The sequence below is a fragment of the Microbulbifer harenosus genome (assembly GCF_005771435.1).
In the GTDB taxonomy this organism is placed as follows: domain Bacteria; phylum Pseudomonadota; class Gammaproteobacteria; order Pseudomonadales; family Cellvibrionaceae; genus Microbulbifer; species Microbulbifer harenosus.
Window position 1 is genome coordinate 46,219 of record NZ_VANI01000005.1, and the last position, 17,954, is coordinate 64,172.

Below are 17,954 nucleotides of genomic sequence, written 5' to 3' on the forward strand. Positions count from 1 at the left end.
GCCACGGCCACTGTAGTGCTGTGCTGTGGAACAGCAAAAACTACAGCGACAAGGATCTCACTTTCCTGATTGAACTGTTCACAGGAAATGGCGGGAATTGCTTAATGAGGAGCAACTTTTCCCGCCATTTCTCTGATTTCATCAGGCGGTCGCACGGAAATGAACTAGCTTTTAGGCGGAACAAGAATTTTCCGGCAGCCCCCATAAAAGCTGAGGTCATCGTGAACAAAAGAAAGGCTCTCTCCCTGTGCGCCCTGTTGCTTTCAACACCGGTATTTTCCGCCACCGAAGACACCACCTTCCTGGTCTCGATCACCATTGAGAACGATTGCACCATTTCCATAAACGATCTGAATTTTGGAACCGTCAACGACCTGACACCCTCTATTTCCGGCTCCACCTCCGGCACAGTGACCTGTACCGGCCTGGCGCCGGTAAGCGTCGCCTTCAGTGCGGGCACCGGCGGCACCAGCAGCTTCACTACCCGACAAATGGACGACGGCACCAATACCATCGACTACAACCTCTACCGCGACGCGGCGAACACCGAGATTCTGGGTGACGGCACCGGCGGCACCTTTACCATCGACTTCACCAGCACCGGCGGTGCCGACGCCTTTGATGTTTACGGCCTGACCGGCGCCGGGCAAAACCCGAAGCCCGCCGGTACCTACAATTCCACCATCACCGCCACGGCAACCTTCTGATATGCGAGTAACGCGATACCTCCTACTATGGTGTGCGTTCTCAGTTGCTCTGCTTGTGTGCTCCCCTACCTTCGCCAAAGGTCAGCTACAGGCAGGACCGATACTGTTGCAGATTGACGCGGGTGAGAGTGCCTCACGCCTGCGCCTCTCCAACAGCGGCGACGCGCGGCTAACGGCCCAGGTGCGGGTGTTCGCCTGGCATCAGGCGGAGGGGAAAGACCAGCTGATCGCCAGTGATGCGGTGGTAGCCAGCCCGCCCATCGTGGAGTTGATGCCCGGCGCGGAGCAGATAGTGCGCCTGGTGCGGCTGGGACCTCCCGCCTCGGGCAACGACCACAGCTTCCGGCTGGTGGTGGACGAGCTTCCAACAACAAACGGCGAAGCACACGGCCGGGTGAATGTACGCATGCGCTACGTGTTGCCGCTGTTTGTGCGCGCGCAGGATGCGACCGACGCGAAACTCTCCTGCAGCGTGCGCGATGATGCCGCACTGCTGGAGTGCATCAATTCCGGCGGGCGGGCGGCCCAGTTGGGCGCCAGTCAACTGATGGACGATTCCGGGTGGGCACTGCCGCTGAGCGCGGGCCTGCTCGGCTATGTGTTACCCGGTAGCCGCAGGGTTTGGGCGTTGCCAGAAAACTCTGTCTCTCCCACGGCGGACCTCACGCGAGACGTGCGACTGGAAACACTGCTCAATGGCCAGCCCACCACGCTTCCGCTGCAACAATAATTATTGCGGTCGCCTCCCGAAACGCGTGCTCATCGGCCTGCTCGCCGGCGCACTCGCCATCAGCGCGGAGGCCGGTTCCCGGCTGCAGCACCACATGTTGGCCGCCGACGATGCCGATACATTTCTGCCCGCAGTGCATCGCGAACAGGATTTGTATCTGGAAGCCTTCTACGGTGAAACCACCACCCGGCTGATCGTGCACGCACAGCTGCGCGACAACAGATTGTTTGTGATCGTCGGCGACCTGCAGGAAATTGGACTGCAGTTACCGGAGGAAGACCCCACAGGCTGGATAGCACTGGATTCCCTGCCCGGGCTCGCCTATCGCTATGACGTCCCCACCCAGTCCCTGGTACTGCACGCGCCGCCCAGCCTGCGCCAGGGACAGCACCTGGGCTACCGGCCACCGCCACCGGTTGAGGTGCGCCGCGATCACGGGCTGCTGTTCAGTTACGACTTTTACGGTCGCCACTGGCAGGGCCGCAGCAACACGTCCCTCGGCACATCGCTAAACTGGTTCGGAGACTATGGCAGCCTGCAGGTTTCCGGAGTCAGCCGTAGCGGCGATGAGGATATCGGTTACCGCCGCCTCGACAGCTACTGGACCTACAGCGATCCGCAACAATTGTGGACATGGACCGCTGGCGATCTGATCAGTGGCGGCCACAGCTGGAGTCGCCCGGTGCGCATGGCCGGCCTGCAGTGGCGACGCAACTTCGGCGTGCGTCCGGATCTGATTACGCTACCGGTCCCGCGTTTCGATGGCAGCGCCGCGCTGCCCTCCACCGTAGAGCTCTATGTCAACAATATCCTGCAGTACGACAACGCCGTGGACAGCGGCCCCTTTGTGCTCGATGCCCTGCCCCGAATCGGTGGTGCCGGTATGGCCACGCTGGTGGTAACTGATGCCCTCGGGCGCACCACCGAGACCAGCGCGCCGCTGTATGTAGACCACCGCCGCCTGGCGCCAGGCCTCAGTGACTTCAGCCTCGAGGCGGGTGTATTGCGCACCGACTTCGAAGGTGGCTGGAACGATTACGGCGAGCACCCGGTGGCAAGCGCCAGCTGGCTGCAAGGCGTCACCGGTGCCTTTACCTTCGAGGCCCATGCCGAACTGGCGGAAGATCTCGGCCTCACCGGAATCGGCGGTGTCTGGTCGCCGGGCGGCCGCTGGGGCCTGGCATCCGCATCCCTCGCCTACAGCGACGGTCAGGTGCCGGGAGAGAACGACAAATCCGGACACCAGTACAGCCTCGGCTACCAGTGGATCGGGCCTGTTGTCGGTTTCGATCTGCAGACCCTGCGCCGGTCCCGCGGCTATCGCGACCTCGCGGATATGGATACCGACCGCACCCTCACCGAGCGCTGGCTCAACGCCCAGGACCGCGCCACCGTGTGGCTGCAGATGGGCCGGGGAAGCTTCGGCTACAGCTACCTGCGCCGGCGCGACCACCGCGCTCCATTCCTGCCGCGGGAATTTTTCAGCACCCACAGCCTGAGCTGGACACAAAACATCGGCCGGCGGCTATCGGTTTCCGCCGCCCTGTTCAAAGACGACGAAAACGGCTCCGGCGGCAGCCTCACCTTCAGTGTCCCGCTGCAACATCTGGCCTACCTCTCCGTTGGAGTACAACGCCGCAGCGACGGCGACAACGAACCGAGAGCCCTGCTCCGCCGCACCGCCCCCTACGATGGCGGTTGGGGCTGGTGGCTGCAGGGCGGCGACATCGACGGCGACTACGGCCAGGCCGCCATTGAAACCCGCGGCCGCTATATGGAAGCGCGCGCAGGTCTCGACTGGGACCGCGACGAACACGGCTACTTCCTGGAAGCCGGCGGCAGTGTCGCGGTTATGGACCGCCAGCTGATCGCCAGCCGTCGCATCCACGATGCCTTCGCCCTGGTGTACACCGGCGTCGAAGACATACCGATACTCAGCGAAAACCGCCTCTACGGACACACCGACGACAAAGGCTACTTACTTATCCCCGACCTCCGCGGTTGGCAGCGCAACCGGATCGGTATTGATCCGGACCAACTGGCCGCAAATTTCCTGGTGAACGAGCTGGAACAATTCGCAATACCCGCCGATCACGCGGGCCAGTTTGTGGTGTTCCCGGTTGCACAAATGCAACCGGCCATCATCACCCTCCTCGACCAGTCCGGCCGCGCAGTAAACGCCGGCAGTGGCGCGACCCTGTATCAGGAAAATGCAAGCCGCGCGGTTCCCGTGGGATTTGATGGTGAAGTCTACCTGGAGGACATTTCCGGCGGGGCACGTATCGAGGTACGGCAACGGGAACGGGTGTGTAACTACACCATTAACCCCATCGCCGAGCCCGCAACCGTCTTCACACGTCTGCGGTTGTCGCCGCAAGATTGCATGGAGGTGCCATGATGATCCGGCGCGCTCTATTGCTGGTTTTACTACTGGGGGTGGGTAACGCCTGGGGACAGGCATGCAACTATACCGTGACGCCAGTTCTCGACTTCGGCACCATCGCCGGCCTGCCGACACACCAGATCGATGTAAGCGCGAGTATCACCGTCGAGTGCCCAGCGCTCGGCAGCCTGCTCCTGCGTCGCGTCTGTATCAGCCTGCCAGCAGGCAGCGGCGGCATCTCCATTGCCGACAGGCGTATGGTGAGCGGCGCGTTCGACGTGCAATATCAATTGTTTCGCGACGCCGCGCGCACCCTGGTGTGGGGAAATGTCGCCGGCGGCCAGCAGCGGATCCTGGAATTTCCACTGCTCGGCGGCACACAGGTGGCAACGGTATACGGGCGGGTATTTGCCGCGCAAACGGGAAAAACGGTGGGCCTGTATCAGTCGGTACTGAGCGCCATCGAAGCGCGCGAAGGATCAACCCTGCAAACCTGTGCCGCAATGAGCGGAGTGTACAGCCTGCCCGACACCCTGACGTCACAACTGCAGATCGAACCCAACTGCAGCATATCTGCGAGCCCGCTCGATTTCGGCACCGTCACCAGCGTCACCCAGACAGATGCCAGCAGCAACCTGTCGGTGACCTGCACATTGAACGGCGCCTATACCGTAGCGCTGGATGGCGGCGACAACGCCGACATCAACGACCGCAAGATGCAGCTGGGCCCGGATACCGTCGACTACCAGCTCTACCAGGATGCCGCGCGCACACAGACGTGGGGCGATACCCCGGGCACAATGGTGGGCGGCACCGGCAGCGGCGCTGCCCAGTCGCTCACCGTGTATGGCCGGGTTCCGATACAGGGCGCAAAGCCCCCCGGCACCTACCAGGATACGATTACCGCCACCGTGACCTTCTGATCGACGAGCGTCCACCGCCCCAGCTGCGCCAATTTCCGATGCACGATGGCTCAATCAATCGCTGCATCCACAGAGGTGAGACGAAGCGAACATATCCCACGGTAACCAAACTTTAATACTGCCCTCCCGCCCAAATATTCGCATCCAACCAGGGCCTTCCCGCCCAACCCACAACTGTTCAGAAGTCACATGCCCAGAAGTACCCATTATTTTCGTATCGAAAATTCCCTCAAAACCCTTCGGTTTTTTCACTTGTTTCTCTTCAGTTTTTCCGCACTGCTGTGCACGCTCAGCCCATCGTCCCTCGCGGAAGATACCGACAATACCCACAGCGCGCTGCAGGCCATCACCCTGCGTATCGACAACGACATTTTTGCCGGCAGCGACCGCGGATACTCCAACGGTATCAATGTCGGTTTTCTTTCGCAGACCGTCGACAGCTTTCAGGATTCCCGCTTGCCATCCGGTTACCGCCGGCTGAATCATGGATTGCGCTGGCTGCAACCAAAGGGCTGGGATCAGTACAACATGGTGCTGACCGTTGGCCACGGCATCTTTACTCCGGGGGACTGGCACACCCGCGAGCTGGTGAAGGAAGACCGCCCCTATGCCGGCGTGCTGGTTGCCGGAGTAACCTATAACGGCAGAAACGAAAATCGCATGCAAAGTACCGGCCTGAGCCTGGGCATGGTAGGCCCCTCGGCACTGGGAGAAGAATTGCAGAAAGGCGTGCACAAGCTACTGGGCTCGGAGACATTTCGCGGGTGGGACAACCAGCTTCGCGACGAAGTTGTTTTTCGCCTGTCGACCCAGCGTCTGCGACGCCTGCAGTTCAACCCCACCGGCGACGACTGGCAACAGGATCTGATACTGCGCACCGGAGGCAGCTTGGGAAACTTGGTCACCGATCTCAATATCGGTGCCGAGTGGCGGTTTGGTCCGGAGCTGCCAAACAACTTCGGCAGTGCTCCCCAATTGCCAGCATCAGAAAATACCGCCCCCACACGCCATATGGATTACAGCCGCCGACTGAAACTGCACGGCTTTATCGTCACCAACATACGCGGCGTTTTGTATGACGTAACGCTGGACGGCAACACCTGGAAAAACAGTCACAGCGTCACGCGCGAATCGCTAATGACAGACCTGGGCATTGGCGTGGCGGGCAGTTATGAGCACTGGCGATTCGCCTTTGCCCACTACTTTCGCAGCCGCGAATTCGAGCAACAGCAGGAGCCGCCCAGGCTTGGTAGCTTCAGTGCCTGGCGGGAGTTTTAGTGTTCATCTACTTAAATCATACGGTGTGCTTTCATGGATGAGAGCGCCTTGTTCTAACGATCACCATCAAAGAGGCCAGCGGAAATATCAAAGTACCGGTCTTCCCAATCACCAAAGTGCTTCACTGTTGCGAAGCGAATCCTTCAATGCATTGATGAGCGCTCGCAGTCTCGTCGATACCAGTCGGCCGCCCGGGTAGACCAGATGTACTGGCAAGGGCTCGGGCTCAAAATCTTCGAGCACCCTGCACAATTTTTTCTCACTGATGAATTGCTGAACCTGATAGGAGAGGAACTGCCCGAAGCCCACACCTTCCGTGCAAGCAGCAACACCCGCTGCAATATGGTTGCAGCTCAATCTTCCGCTCACTCTGATGGCGACGTCGTGTCCGCTATCACGGAATGGCCACGTACTCGTCGAGGATAGATTCCGCAGTCGTATGCATGGCAGTTGGGACAATGCGCGTGGATGGTCCGGCACCCCGACTCGTTCCAGCAGCGCCGGGCTGGCGCAGACAACCCGGCGCACTTCTCCGACACGGATTGCCGTCATCGAAGAATCCGCCAGGGGGCCGATTCTCAGCGCCAGGTCGATACCTTCGTCAACCAGGTCGACAACGCGATCCAGCAATAGCAGATCGACGCGAACGTGCTCATATCGGGAGAGGAAGTCTGAGATTGCCGACACCATATGCAGTTGCCCGAACTGCACCGGCGTGGTGATGCGAAGGTCTCCCCGGGGTTCGGCTTCATTCTGGCCGACGGCCAGTTCGGCATCGTCGACGTCAGCAAGTATCCGGCGGCAGCGCTCCAGATAGTCACGCCCTTCCGGCGTCAGGGACATACGGCGTGTGGTGCGCCGCAGCAGCCGGGCCCCGAGGTGGTCCTCAAGCGCGGCAAGCGTTCGTACCACGGACGGCTGTGAGCGGCCCAATGCCTCTGCCGCCGCGGTCAAACTGCCCTGGTCGACGATTTCGACGAAGACCCGCATGGCGGCTAGTTTATCCATAACCGATTACTCCAGTAAATGCAGCAATGTTATCAGAATGGCGGCATTTATTAACACCACCCTCCTCCCTACAGTTGGGCCATCAACTGAAAAACCCATCAGCGAGGACACCATGAACCAGAATTCCGCAAAAACCCGGGGCGTGCATCATGTAGGCTTGACCGTGCCCGATCTCGCCGCCGCTCGTGCCTTCTTCGTAGATGCGCTCGGTTTTGAGCAGGTCGGTGAAGTTGCCGATTACCCAGCGGTCTTTCTAAACGACGGCGCAACCATGATCACACTGTGGCAGGCAGAAGATCCTGCCAACGCCATTCCCTTCAACCGCCGCACCAATATCGGTCTTCACCACCTTGCGCTTCGCGTCGGTACCACATCGGATCTGGAGCAGCTGTACGCAGAACTCCGGGAGCGCAACGACCTGGACATTGAGTTTGCCCCCGAGGGCCTGGGCAGCTCCGGCCTCCAGCATATGATGTGCCGAATTCCGGGCAATATCCGCCTCGAACTGATCGCCGTCTGAACACCGGAGGAAGCGCTGATGCAAGCACTGCATGGGAAATCGGATGATGCGTCACCGTTCCATCAAGGCGAGCAGGCGGTGCAGGCCCGGCTTGGGGTTCGCGACGCTATTGAACCCTGGGCGCGCCAGGTGGTCCGACCCTTTCTACCGGAACAGCATCGGGAGTTCTTCAAGCAATTGCCCTTCGTTGTGGCTGCCGCACGGGATGCTACCGGGCGGCCCTGGGTGACCTTGCTCACAGGGACGCCCGGTTTCATAAGCACACCGGACCCGACGAGCCTGCATATTGCGGCGCGCGCATTGCCAGGAGATGCGCTGGAAAACTCGCTGACTGCGGGTGCGGAGCTCGGCCTGCTCGGCATCGAGCTGGATACGCGGCGACGCAATCGTGTGAATGGGACAATTAACGCGGCCGGGGCCAATGGCCTCACCTTCGCTGTTGGCCAGTCGTTCGGCAACTGTCCGCAATACATTACCGAGCGAAGCTGGCATCAGGTCGGCGTCAAGCCAGGCGACGCGTCCGCGACCCGCTATCAGCGGCTTACCCGTAGTATGCAGGCATGGATCGGATCGGCGACCACACTGTTTATCGGGAGCGGCTACCGCGGCCAGGGCCAACACGTGGGTTATGGGATGGACGCCTCCCATCGCGGGGGCGCGGCGGGGTTCGTTACCGTCCTCGACGACAGGCGGCTGATCCTGCCCGATTATTCTGGCAACAACCACTTCAACACCATTGGTAACCTCGTTGCCGATCCCCGCGCTGCGCTGCTGTTTGTGGACTTTGACACGGGCAGCCTGCTGCAGATCAGCGGCCAGGCAACAATCGACTGGGACTCCGCCGAAGTGGCGCGGCACCCCGGCGCACAGCGCCTGATCGCCTTCGATATCGAGCAGATTGTGCAACTCGACGGCGTCCTGCCACTGCGGTGGAGCGCACCAGAACCCTCACAACCATTAAGGCTGATCAAAAAGACGAAAGAAAGCGAAGACGTAACATCATTCGAATTCGTGGCACAGGACAGCGCAGCACTGGCGGACTTCACACCAGGCCAACATCTGCCGATTGAAGTGCGCATCGAGGGACATACACAGCCGATCAGGCGCACCTATTCCTTGTCCAATGCACCCGGCGAGGGCCGCTACCGAATTACCGTGAAGCGCGAACCCCAGGGTACGGTTTCACGATATCTGCACGACACACTCGCCGTGGGAGACATCGTTAACACGCGGATGCCAAGGGGCGACTTTGTGCTGGCGCATCATGACCGCCCCATCGCGCTGGTCAGCGCTGGTGTAGGCGTAACACCAATGGTCAGCATGCTGCATGCCCTGGCTGGGGAGGCAGGCGAACGGCCCGTGTATTTTATCCACGGTGTGCGCAACAGCCGTCACCATGCCCTGGCCAATGAAGTGCGCGCACTGGCGAAGCGTCACGACAAGATCCGTTTCAACGCTGTCTACAGCAAACCCCGCAACACTGACCGACAGGGAAACGATTACCATCATCGCGGACGCATCAGCATTGAACTGCTAAAAGAATTGGTCCCGGGACTGGATGCCGACTTTTACCTGTGTGGCCCCGAAGGCTTCCTGGCCGATATCGTCGCCACCCTCCGCCAGAGTGGCGTTCAGCCAGAACGTATCCATACGGAAACGTTCTGACAATCGGGGCTCAGCTTGGCCTTCAGCACAATGCTTTCCAGAGGAACCGCGCACTCCGAATGCCTGCCTCCGCGACCACAGCGCATAAATTTACCCAACCAGTAAAAGCTCTTTCTTACTGGTGCGCCAGCGCATAGTCAATCGCCGCACACACTGCGACGGCCTGCGCGGCGTTGCACTGCTCGGGAGTGGCACGAGCGCTGTCGGGGTAGACTTCTGTGGTGGTCTTGTATGGGGCGTTGGTGATGCTGGCACACAGGCCCAGCTGCTTAAGCGGATATTCGATAACACCGCGCGCGACCACCGGTGAGCCGATGATCTCGTTGTTGTCATCCGCCGGGGCGATATGGGTGACCTTCTCCACCGCCGCGATCACCGCTTGCTGGAACTCGGGCTGCGGGTTTTCGCTGTCGTCCACCAGATAGAAGCCATCGGGAATGCCGCCCGGCTCAAACGGCTTGCCATCGCGCGCCGCCAGCGCGGGGCGGAACTCGGTTTCGTCGGTATCGGTGGTTTCGTGCAGGTCGATATGCATCAATGCGCGGTCGCGAATGGGTGCAACCAGTCGCAGCAGCGCCGCGGACTCCTCCGCCGGGCTGTTTTCACGGAAAGAGCGGTTCGGGTCGATGGCATTCGGGTTCCAGCGGTGGATGCGCTCGTAGGCCCAGGGGCTGACGCAGGGAGCGACCAGTAGATTGACGCGGCCGGCGTAATCCGCGGCATGTTGATCCACAAACTGCAACGCACCGTGCACACCGCTGGTTTCGTACCCGTGCACCCCACCCGTCACCAGCACCACCGGCAGATCGTCATTCCAATCGCGGCTGCGGATTGCCAGCAGCGGAAAGCTCTCGTCGCCGTATTCCAGGCGGCCATACTCCTCCACATCGAAGCGCGCGCGCAAATACTCGATCTTGCTTACCACCTCAGACCCGTAGCTGCGGTGACGGACCTGACGCGACAACCACTGGTTGCGTTCAGAATCGCCCCATGGCGTGCCGGGGGTGCCGATTGGATAAAATGCGGGAGCAGTATTCATGTCGCTAGTTCTCCAGTGATGTACCAGACAGGCCGGCATTCTAACACTCGAACGCGGACGCCCTGGCCTTTTTATCAGCGGTCTTGAACAGACTTCTCTGCCTCCCTGGCTTCGCGCACGATTTGGATACCACCTCGGACAACGAGCGCAGAAATGATCATACCGATCAACAAATCCGGATATCTACTGCCGAGAATCGCAACAAGAGCACCGGACAGAATAACCCCTAAATTGGCGAGGACATCATTGACCGAGAAGATCCAGGAAGCGCGCATGTGTACACCGCCACTACGGTGTTTTGAGATAAGCCCAAGACACACAATATTGGCCAGCAATGCCACGATACCCACCACAACAATCAAGGTGCTTTGCGGTTCGCTGCCAAAAAACAGACGCCTAAGCACCTCGAAGAGCACGCCCACGCCCAACAGAATCTGCAGATAACCACTGATTCTCGCTGCACTTGCCTTTTTCGCCACCGCCTTACCAACCGCATAGAGCGACACCCCGTACACGAAAGCATCCGCCAGCATATCCAGAGAATCCGCGAGCAAACCGGTTGACTCCGCAATCAACCCCAGCACCAGCTCAAGGAAAAACATGAATGCATTGATGGACAAAAGTGCGACAAGGGTTTTCCTTTCCATGCGCTTTTCCTCCATCACTCGGCCCCTCCAAACAGGCCCAGCTGGCCGTCCACCAGAGTGTCAAAATCCAGATCTATGAAAGGTAATATGGCATCCGCCACGGGCTTGAGCTGCTTGTCGATATAGTGCTGGTAATCCACCGGTGATTGACAGTAATCCACCGGCTCCGGACCATTTAGGGTGATCACGTAACGAATCCAGCCCTTGTTCTGGTAGCGGGGTGCCAGCCCCTGCTGCTGTCGGAGTTCATCGGCCAGCCGCGCCGCGCGCACTTGGGGCGGAACGTTTTTTACGTATTGCGCCAGCTTGCGTCTGAGCCGCTTGCGGTACACCAACAGCTCGTCCATCTCCCCTGCCCGGGTTTTCTCCACGGTCTCGCGAATATAGTCGGACGGATCTTCACCCTTAAACACCATCCCGTAGAGTTGCGTCTGGAACTGCTTGGCCAGGGGGGTCCAGTCGCTGCGCACGGTTTCCAGACCTTTGAATACCAGCTTCTCCTCGCCCCCTTTCACTACCAAACCCGCATAGCGTTTCTTGGAGCCGGCCTCCGAGCCGCGAATGGTGGGCATCAAAAAGCGCTGATAGTGGGTTTCGAATTCCAGCTCCAGCTCGCACTCCAGCGCCAGCTCGTCTTTGAGCTTGTGCTGCCAGCGCGTGTTGATCTCGCGGGCCAGATTCTTGCCGATTGCAGCCGCTTCTTCCGGACTGGGGCGGCCGCTCAGCCAGACAAAGGTGGAATCGGTATCGCCGTAAATGACTTGATGACCCAGCTCCTCAATCCAGCGGGCCGTCTGCTGCATGATCTCGTGACCGCGCAGGGTGATGGAGCTGGCCAGACGCGTGTCGTAAAAACGGCAACCCCCACTTCCTAGCACCCCGTAAAAGGAGTTCATGATGATCTTGATGGCCTGGGAGCGGGCGGCATCCTGCTCCTGCTTGGCGATATCCCGCTGGGCCCAGAGATTGGTAATGATATCCGGCAGGAAATGTTTATCGCGGGAAAAGCGCGCGCCGCGAAAACCGGGGATGCTGCTTTCATCCGACCGACCCTCCTCCGGTTCCCCACCTGATCCCTCAGCCAATCCTTCAACCAGTCCCATAGGATCAATCTTGAAGGTGCGGATGATACTGGGATAAAGGCTCTTGAAATCCAGCACCAGCACGTTGTCGTAAAGACCGGGCCGGGAGTCCATCACATAACCACCGGGACTCGCCAAGCCACCGTCGGCCGGCAAGTTGGGCGCCACATAGCGGCTGCGGTGTAGCCTGGGCAGGTAGAGGTTGGTAAAGGCCGCCACCGAACCGCCGCTGCGGTCGAGCTCCAGGCCAGTGAGTTGGGCCCGCAGGCGCAGGTAATCCAGCAAACGGGTGTGCTGGAAGATATCCCAGACCAGGCGGCAGTCTTCCAGGTTGTAGGCGGCCAGCTTGGGTTTGTTATGGCGAAAGTCCTGTTCAATTGCTGCCAGGCGGTTGTCCACGTCTTCGGTGTCTTTGCCTCTGCCCAACAGCGTCCGGGCCACAAACTCCAGGCTGAAGCTTTCGAAGTTATAGGTGGCGCTCTTCAGCCCATCGATGCCGTCCAGCACCACACGGCCCGGCAGCGTCACGAAGCCCTGGCTACCTTCCCGGCCATCCCGCCAGCGCGCCTCTGTGCCACCGCGCCCCAGCTTCAGGCGCAGACCATGGCGTCCGGCTCTTTTCAGCAGCAGCCGAAAATCAAAGTCCACCACGGACCAGCCGATAATGATGTCCGGATCCAGGCATTTGATCCTGGCCTCCAGCGCCTCCAGCAGCGCCCGCTCGTCATCAACCCAGTGGATGGTGGTTTCAGCACTTTCAGGCTTGCCCACCATCAGCACCTCTTCCACACCATGCCCGTAGAGACCGATGGAATAAAGTTCACCCTGGCCGGAACACTCCACGTCCAGAGAAACCACCTTGAAGTCCGGCTGCACCTCGGCGCCCTTAAGGCGCACGTTGCGATATTCCGTATAACCGTCTTTGGCCTGGGCCAGACCTTCAAAGTAAAGGCCACCGCGGGCAAAGCGCTCCATCAGGTAGCGGTCGTGGAGACGAAAATCCGCTTCAAACACCTCGATTCCACGAGTTTGCAACTGGGCTTGCGCCCGGCGGTGAGCGTCGATGGTGGGAAAATACAGCATGGCCGCATCCTCGCGGCCAAAGGTCTGGAAACCCAGCTGCTGCCAATCGTAAGGTACTCCGGCCAGCGCCTCGACCACCTGGGTGCGGTCCGCGACCTTCACCATAAAAACCGGCCGCTCACCTTCAATAACCAGCTTGACCGGGCCCTCGGGCGTGGCCAGCCAGTAGTGGATGCAGGTGCTGCCGCGCTGATCAAAGCTGTGGCGGGTGAGAAGAAATCCTTGAGGCAAGAGGCTGTACTGGGTTGATGGCTGAGTTGGAGCTTGTGTTGATGATGGACGCCATTCTACTGGATAAATCTACAGATATCAGCAATCGCCAGAGCTGGGCAAGAGGGCTCTGGCGACCTCACGAACTTGCGGTACCTAGTCATTGAGCCTGCGAACAGACCGCCATTATGACCCCTCATGCGCCCAATAAAGTTAGCCTTGTGAATTTGACGCAACCCTATTACTACCGTGACCAACCAACAATTCACTCAGCTGATTTCGGCGGTGGTGGCTCACCAGCAATTGTTCCTGAGCTCGCGTCAAACCAACATACATGCGGCGCACATCCCCAGCCAAATCGACATCCGCTTCCCCTTGTTGGCTAGACTGATAACTAGCATCAAGGATAATCACCGTATCGAACTCCAGGCCCTTACTGCTGGGGATCGGCATGATGCTGACACTTTCAGAATTTGGGTCATAGCGCTTTTTATACTCACTGGAAGCGAGCCAGGCGTAAGGTATTCGTTCCCTTTTCAATACCGCAGCCATCAGCTTCCCCGCACTTCCTCCCGGATATAGCACAGCCATATCTTTCCATGCCTTTCCTTTATTATTCCAGGCTTTCAAACAGCGCACCGCATACTCAATTTCCTCTTCCAGGGTTCCAACGCATTTTACGTAGGGCTCAACACCACTCTTACCTGCTGCCTCGGGCTCAATGAGAGGAATTTCTGAATCAGAATTTCGAGAAAAGTAGTTCTTAGCAAGCTGATACGCAAACGTAAGGATTTCTCGTGTATTACGGTAATTTAATCGAAGTATCGTGGTACGCCCCTGGGCTTTGATTCCCACGCTCGACAAGCTAAACCCGAGACTTGATTTTCGCTTGTAAATAGACTGTGCATCGTCATACAACAGAAGAAGTGAATCCGTCTCAGGGTCAACCATTTGAGAAATTAATGTTAACCACTCTGCCTCAAAATCATGCCCCTCATCAATTAACACAGCTCCGTACTGCCCTTTGGGGATATGCCCCTTCTCAACGGCATCAATCACGGAGAACACTTGCCGCTCCCAAACGGGAGCATCCGTATCGATCAGGTCAACGTGGTAAGCTCGCAGCTGTTCGCCACACCAATCGTGAAAATGATAAACCTGAGCTTTATCGTTTATCCCCTTTTCAGCGATAAAGCTACGCAGCCGGGCAGCAAGGGTAATATTGAAACAAAGCACCAGGATGGGCTTATTCAACGCCTCTGCCAGATAAAGGCATCTATACCCCAGAATCAATGTTTTGCCAGATCCAGCAACACCATGAACAACGCGATGACCATCCCCTAAACTGCGGGCCAGCTGCTCTTGTTGGATATCCATGATTTTTACAATGCCTGGCATGCTTTCGGCCAATGAGGCCTCCGGCGCACCTTCACCACCCTCCTCTCCACCAAACAAATTCTCTTGAGCCGATGCGATACGGATCTCTGGGAATAAATGCCAGCGGATGCGATCAATCTGAGGCAGCGTCAATTTATTGCCAAATTGATAGTTGAACATGCCCCATAACCGCTCCTGAAACTCCTCTGCCGTAACGCTATCGGACATTTCATCCTGGCAGATCAACAGGTGCCCTGGCAGCAGCTTATGGCGATATTCTTCTGGTATGCCCTTATCAATTTGATTGCGCGTGATATTGGCGAATACCGCACCATATCCGTATGGGAAACATAATTTTCCTTTGTACTTTCCCATGACCTGCTTTAGCTGGGGGTCGCGCTCAAGCACCTGTAAAACTTGATAACTGCACTGCCTGGCCTGCTCAATCGGGTTGCTTACCGTTTTGCGACCGCTAGAGGTTTCAAGATCAAATTCAGCGTGACTGACACGCTTGATACTGGATGCCTTCCAGTCTTTAACCTCTAAAAAGAGAATGCCTCTTGCGGGATGCAGGATTATGAAATCCGGGTAGCGACGCTTCGTACCCAAGGGGATATCAAACCAACAGAGGTAATCATCCTCCAGCAATGCTTCGAGGCGCCGAGCAAAGCGCTTTTCGCCGGAGGTCATTTTGGAAAGGCAGGAATTGAGGGATGGGATTAATTTAGCCATAAAGCCCTCAGCCGCAGTGCGTATAAAATAGCGGCAGATGATCTTCCTTGATTGATATTTGCATATCTATCTCGATTACAGGACGCCAGCGCGCATTCGCACCGGCAAGTGATTACCGCAAGGGGCAAGTTGTACAACCATAATCGGTGACCTACCACCTTTCGGCACAGCTATCCGATAACTCGGTCAAATATTTATGCGTTCGATAGTATTTGAATTCTTTATCAAGTCAATAACTTAGGTTCTGTTCACTGAATTTGCGATGGAATCACACTGTTATCGTGGGTTAAATCATGCATTCCGACCAAATTTTGATCAACGAATAAGGTTTACAAGAAAGGAGAGGCTCTTTTGAGGCGTAACCGGGCGGCAGCCATCATGACATGATATAGCGCGCACCAGTAGGTCGATATCATCTGCGGCGACTTCCTTACCGTTGAATACCGTCAAGGCGACCTTGAGGGTCTGCCGGTGTAACCGATGTTCGCGGTATTAACGAAGCTATAAGTTATCGGTCACTTGGGCGCGGCCTGCCCTCGTCACCACGCGAGACTGGCGGCTACACGTGCCTCATCAGCGTGCAATGAAAACGACCAGCCATTGCGTTCACACAACCGCTGAACAATACCCAGGCCCAGACCATATCCGCTTGACGGGGGCTCGGTTGGTGTGTGCCGCTCATTAGCTTCACTACTCACTTGATTGGTGACGAATAGCACGCGCTCTTTGATGTGAATCGTGATCGGCCCCTGCCCGTCAAGCGTGTGCTGGAACGCATTGCGCACCAGATTATTGACCGCGATGGAAAACGCCTGTGAATGGCCGCAGGCAATGGGTTTTGAAAGATCATCGATTTCAACGTCGTTCAAGTCGATTTCAACATCGACAAACTTGCCGTTTAACAGGTGGCGATGCTGGTCTATTGCCTGGCTTACCAGCGGCATCACCGAAAACTGCTCGTCATACAGCCCATCGTCGGCTTCGCGAGCGAGGCACAAGAACGTTTCAATCGTGGCTTTCATTTCGAAGGTAGCACGCCTCACACGATCGACTACTTTCGCATCGGCCGTTGACAGATCGCTCTGCTCCAACAGCTCAAGCGCGCCCATGATCACTGTGATCGGCGTCCGCAATTCATGGCTGGCTGAACCGGTAAAGTATCGCTCCCGCTCTACAAATGCGCTGATCCGCTCAAGGGTCTTTTCGATGGTCTTGGCGAGCACGCCGACCTCATCATCACCGAACCGGCTGGACTCTATGAGCTTAAGATCGTCGGCCGATAGCTTTTCCGGATCGATGTCCGCGACCACTTTGGCGAGCTGCACGACGGGGGCGACCGCTCTGCGCATCACAAGAACGCCCAGCCCGAAACCAAGCGCACCAAGCGTGCCCACGGCACCCGTGATAGCAAGCAGCCACCACCAATCCTCTGACGACGCAGCCTCAATCCCGGCAACGTCAAAAACCACAAATGCGCGTCGCTGCTCATTGTCGGCAGCCTGCTTTCCATTCTCGATAGGTACCACCGCGACATGCAGCTCTTCGGTTTCGAATTCGTACATTCCCTCATCGGGATTTGTCTGCGCCCATTCCCTGAGTGATTCCGGCAGGCTAGCAATCTCATCGTATCCGCGCAGGTTCATCGTCAGAGAGGGGTAGCTTTCGGCGGCTTGCTTTAGCTGATTCGCCAGCACATGGTCTTCACTCAATCTGATTGCAGAGAAGAACGCGAATCCCCAGGCTACACTGAGCACAGCAACACACAGTGCAAACGCAATAGCGACACGCTTGCGTAAACTGTACCTGTACATTACTGAACACCCTCTGCCATTCGGTACCCGATGCGATGCACCGTATGAATAAGCGGGCTATCAAACGGCCTATCGATTGCCTGCCGCAGTTTGTACATGTGCGAGCGAAGCGCATCACCATCGGGGCGTTCGTCAGCCCACAGCAAGGTTTCGAGATCATCGCGGGCCACAACCGCCGGTGCCGCTTCCATCAGCCGTTGCAGCAGCCTTATACCCGCAGGGGTGAGATCTATGAGCTGCCCTGAGCGATGCACTTGCAGCGTGGACTTATTCATCGTCAGGTCACCTACCGTCAACAGATTGGCAGTTTTGCCGTGACTACGCTTGTACAGCGCCTGCAGCCGCGCATGCAGCTCCTGTAATGCGAACGGCTTGACAAGATAGTCATCGGCACCCACTTCGAACCCCTTGAGTTTATCGTCCAGCGTGTCTCTCGCGGTCAGCATCAGCACGGGCGTATCCACTTCGGCATCGGCTCGCAGCTTTTGGCAGAAACTCAGGCCATCCATCCTTGGAAGCATCAGATCCAGAACAATCACGTCGAACGGGTTGGACAACGCCAGGTGCATAGCGCTTATGCCGTCATAGGCAAAATCCATAACATAGTTATGCTTTTCCAGATAAGCCGCAATGTTCTCACAAATATCGCGGTTGTCTTCGACAATCAGCACTCTGATCGGTGCCGCACCTAGCGTATGTACCATCCCCTACCCCCTTACCAGGCACGATTTACCAGGCCACTATTTACCGGGCACGAAT

The 17,954-nt window shown here is 57.8% G+C and carries 14 protein-coding genes; 7 read left to right on the forward strand and 7 right to left on the reverse strand.

Annotated features, from left to right (window positions below; translation table 11 throughout):
- Positions 1-221: 221 nt before the first annotated feature.
- The 5 genes from FDY93_RS04770 to FDY93_RS04790 all read left to right on the forward strand — a co-directional run bounded on the left by FDY93_RS04770 (position 222) and on the right by FDY93_RS04790 (position 6,021).
- On the forward strand, positions 222-707 hold the full coding sequence (locus FDY93_RS04770; protein ID WP_166216008.1) for a Csu type fimbrial protein: 486 nt from the start codon (positions 222-224) through the stop codon (positions 705-707).
- 1 nt (position 708) lies between these two features.
- Positions 709-1,437, forward strand: coding sequence for a fimbrial biogenesis chaperone (locus FDY93_RS04775; protein WP_138234616.1), 729 nt, complete (start codon positions 709-711; stop codon positions 1,435-1,437).
- Positions 1,403-3,835 (forward strand): fimbria/pilus outer membrane usher protein, encoded by a 2,433-nt coding sequence (locus tag FDY93_RS04780; RefSeq protein ID WP_171018893.1) that lies wholly within the window; start codon positions 1,403-1,405, stop codon positions 3,833-3,835. Before FDY93_RS04775 ends, FDY93_RS04780 begins: the two co-directional genes overlap by 35 nt.
- Positions 3,832-4,743, forward strand: coding sequence for a Csu type fimbrial protein (locus FDY93_RS04785; protein ID WP_138234618.1), 912 nt, complete (start codon positions 3,832-3,834; stop codon positions 4,741-4,743). The genes FDY93_RS04780 and FDY93_RS04785 overlap by 4 nt, the downstream gene beginning before the upstream one ends.
- A 189-nt stretch (positions 4,744-4,932) precedes the next feature.
- Complete coding sequence (locus FDY93_RS04790; RefSeq protein WP_138234619.1) at positions 4,933-6,021, forward strand: lipid A deacylase LpxR family protein; 1,089 nt, start codon at positions 4,933-4,935, stop codon at positions 6,019-6,021.
- A gap of 108 nt (positions 6,022-6,129) precedes the next feature.
- On the opposite strand, the gene FDY93_RS04795 is transcribed toward FDY93_RS04790, so the two are convergent.
- Entirely contained in the window at positions 6,130-7,029 is a 900-nt protein-coding gene (locus tag FDY93_RS04795; RefSeq protein ID WP_138234620.1) for a LysR family transcriptional regulator, read from the reverse strand.
- A 37-nt stretch (positions 7,030-7,066) separates the two neighbouring features.
- On the opposite strand from FDY93_RS04795, the gene FDY93_RS04800 reads away from it, so the two are divergent.
- Positions 7,067-7,549, forward strand: coding sequence for a VOC family protein (locus tag FDY93_RS04800; RefSeq protein WP_220446100.1), 483 nt, complete (start codon positions 7,067-7,069; stop codon positions 7,547-7,549).
- A gap of 18 nt (positions 7,550-7,567) precedes the next feature.
- Complete coding sequence (locus FDY93_RS04805; RefSeq protein WP_138234621.1) at positions 7,568-9,214, forward strand: pyridoxamine 5'-phosphate oxidase family protein; 1,647 nt, start codon at positions 7,568-7,570, stop codon at positions 9,212-9,214.
- A gap of 115 nt (positions 9,215-9,329) precedes the next feature.
- Here the strand turns inward: FDY93_RS04805 and FDY93_RS04810 are convergent, their stop codons facing one another.
- The 6 genes from FDY93_RS04810 to FDY93_RS04835 all read right to left on the reverse strand — a co-directional run bounded on the left by FDY93_RS04810 (position 9,330) and on the right by FDY93_RS04835 (position 17,866).
- Positions 9,330-10,253 (reverse strand): M14 family metallopeptidase, encoded by a 924-nt coding sequence (locus FDY93_RS04810; protein WP_138234622.1) that lies wholly within the window; start codon positions 10,251-10,253, stop codon positions 9,330-9,332.
- 74 nt (positions 10,254-10,327) lie between these two features.
- Positions 10,328-10,900 carry a cation efflux transmembrane domain-containing protein gene (locus tag FDY93_RS04815; RefSeq protein ID WP_246068464.1) on the reverse strand — a complete coding sequence of 191 codons (573 nt, stop codon included), beginning with the start codon at positions 10,898-10,900 and terminating at the stop codon, positions 10,328-10,330.
- 14 nt (positions 10,901-10,914) lie between these two features.
- Positions 10,915-13,296, reverse strand: a complete 2,382-nt coding sequence (locus FDY93_RS04820; protein WP_138234623.1) for a DNA polymerase II — start codon at positions 13,294-13,296, stop codon at positions 10,915-10,917.
- Positions 13,297-13,488: 192 nt separating this feature from the next.
- A complete protein-coding gene (locus FDY93_RS04825) occupies positions 13,489-15,384 on the reverse strand; it encodes a 3'-5' exonuclease (protein ID WP_138234624.1) in 1,896 nt (631 codons plus the stop codon).
- A gap of 539 nt (positions 15,385-15,923) precedes the next feature.
- Positions 15,924-17,195: a sensor histidine kinase gene (locus FDY93_RS04830; protein WP_138234625.1), complete on the reverse strand. Its 1,272-nt coding sequence runs from the start codon at positions 17,193-17,195 to the stop codon at positions 15,924-15,926.
- Positions 17,195-17,866 (reverse strand): response regulator transcription factor, encoded by a 672-nt coding sequence (locus FDY93_RS04835; protein WP_425462488.1) that lies wholly within the window; start codon positions 17,864-17,866, stop codon positions 17,195-17,197. The genes FDY93_RS04830 and FDY93_RS04835 overlap by 1 nt, the downstream gene beginning before the upstream one ends.
- Positions 17,867-17,954 lie beyond the last annotated feature (88 nt).

Excerpts from the sequence above, each read along its gene's own strand:
- FDY93_RS04775 (WP_138234616.1), top strand. The coding sequence starts at position 709 with ATGCGAGTAACGCGATACCTCCTACTATGGTGTGCGTTCTCAGTTGCT.
- FDY93_RS04780 (WP_171018893.1), top strand. The coding sequence starts at position 1,403 with ATGGCCAGCCCACCACGCTTCCGCTGCAACAATAATTATTGCGGTCGC.
- FDY93_RS04785 (WP_138234618.1), top strand. The coding sequence starts at position 3,832 with ATGATGATCCGGCGCGCTCTATTGCTGGTTTTACTACTGGGGGTGGGT.
- FDY93_RS04790 (WP_138234619.1), top strand. The coding sequence starts at position 4,933 with ATGCCCAGAAGTACCCATTATTTTCGTATCGAAAATTCCCTCAAAACC.
- FDY93_RS04795 (WP_138234620.1), bottom strand. The coding sequence starts at position 7,029 with ATGGATAAACTAGCCGCCATGCGGGTCTTCGTCGAAATCGTCGACCAG.
- FDY93_RS04800 (WP_220446100.1), top strand. The coding sequence starts at position 7,067 with ATGGCGGCATTTATTAACACCACCCTCCTCCCTACAGTTGGGCCATCA.
- FDY93_RS04805 (WP_138234621.1), top strand. The coding sequence starts at position 7,568 with ATGCAAGCACTGCATGGGAAATCGGATGATGCGTCACCGTTCCATCAA.
- FDY93_RS04810 (WP_138234622.1), bottom strand. The coding sequence starts at position 10,253 with ATGAATACTGCTCCCGCATTTTATCCAATCGGCACCCCCGGCACGCCA.
- FDY93_RS04815 (WP_246068464.1), bottom strand. The coding sequence starts at position 10,900 with ATGGAAAGGAAAACCCTTGTCGCACTTTTGTCCATCAATGCATTCATG.
- FDY93_RS04825 (WP_138234624.1), bottom strand. The coding sequence starts at position 15,384 with ATGGCTAAATTAATCCCATCCCTCAATTCCTGCCTTTCCAAAATGACC.
- FDY93_RS04830 (WP_138234625.1), bottom strand. The coding sequence starts at position 17,195 with ATGTACAGGTACAGTTTACGCAAGCGTGTCGCTATTGCGTTTGCACTG.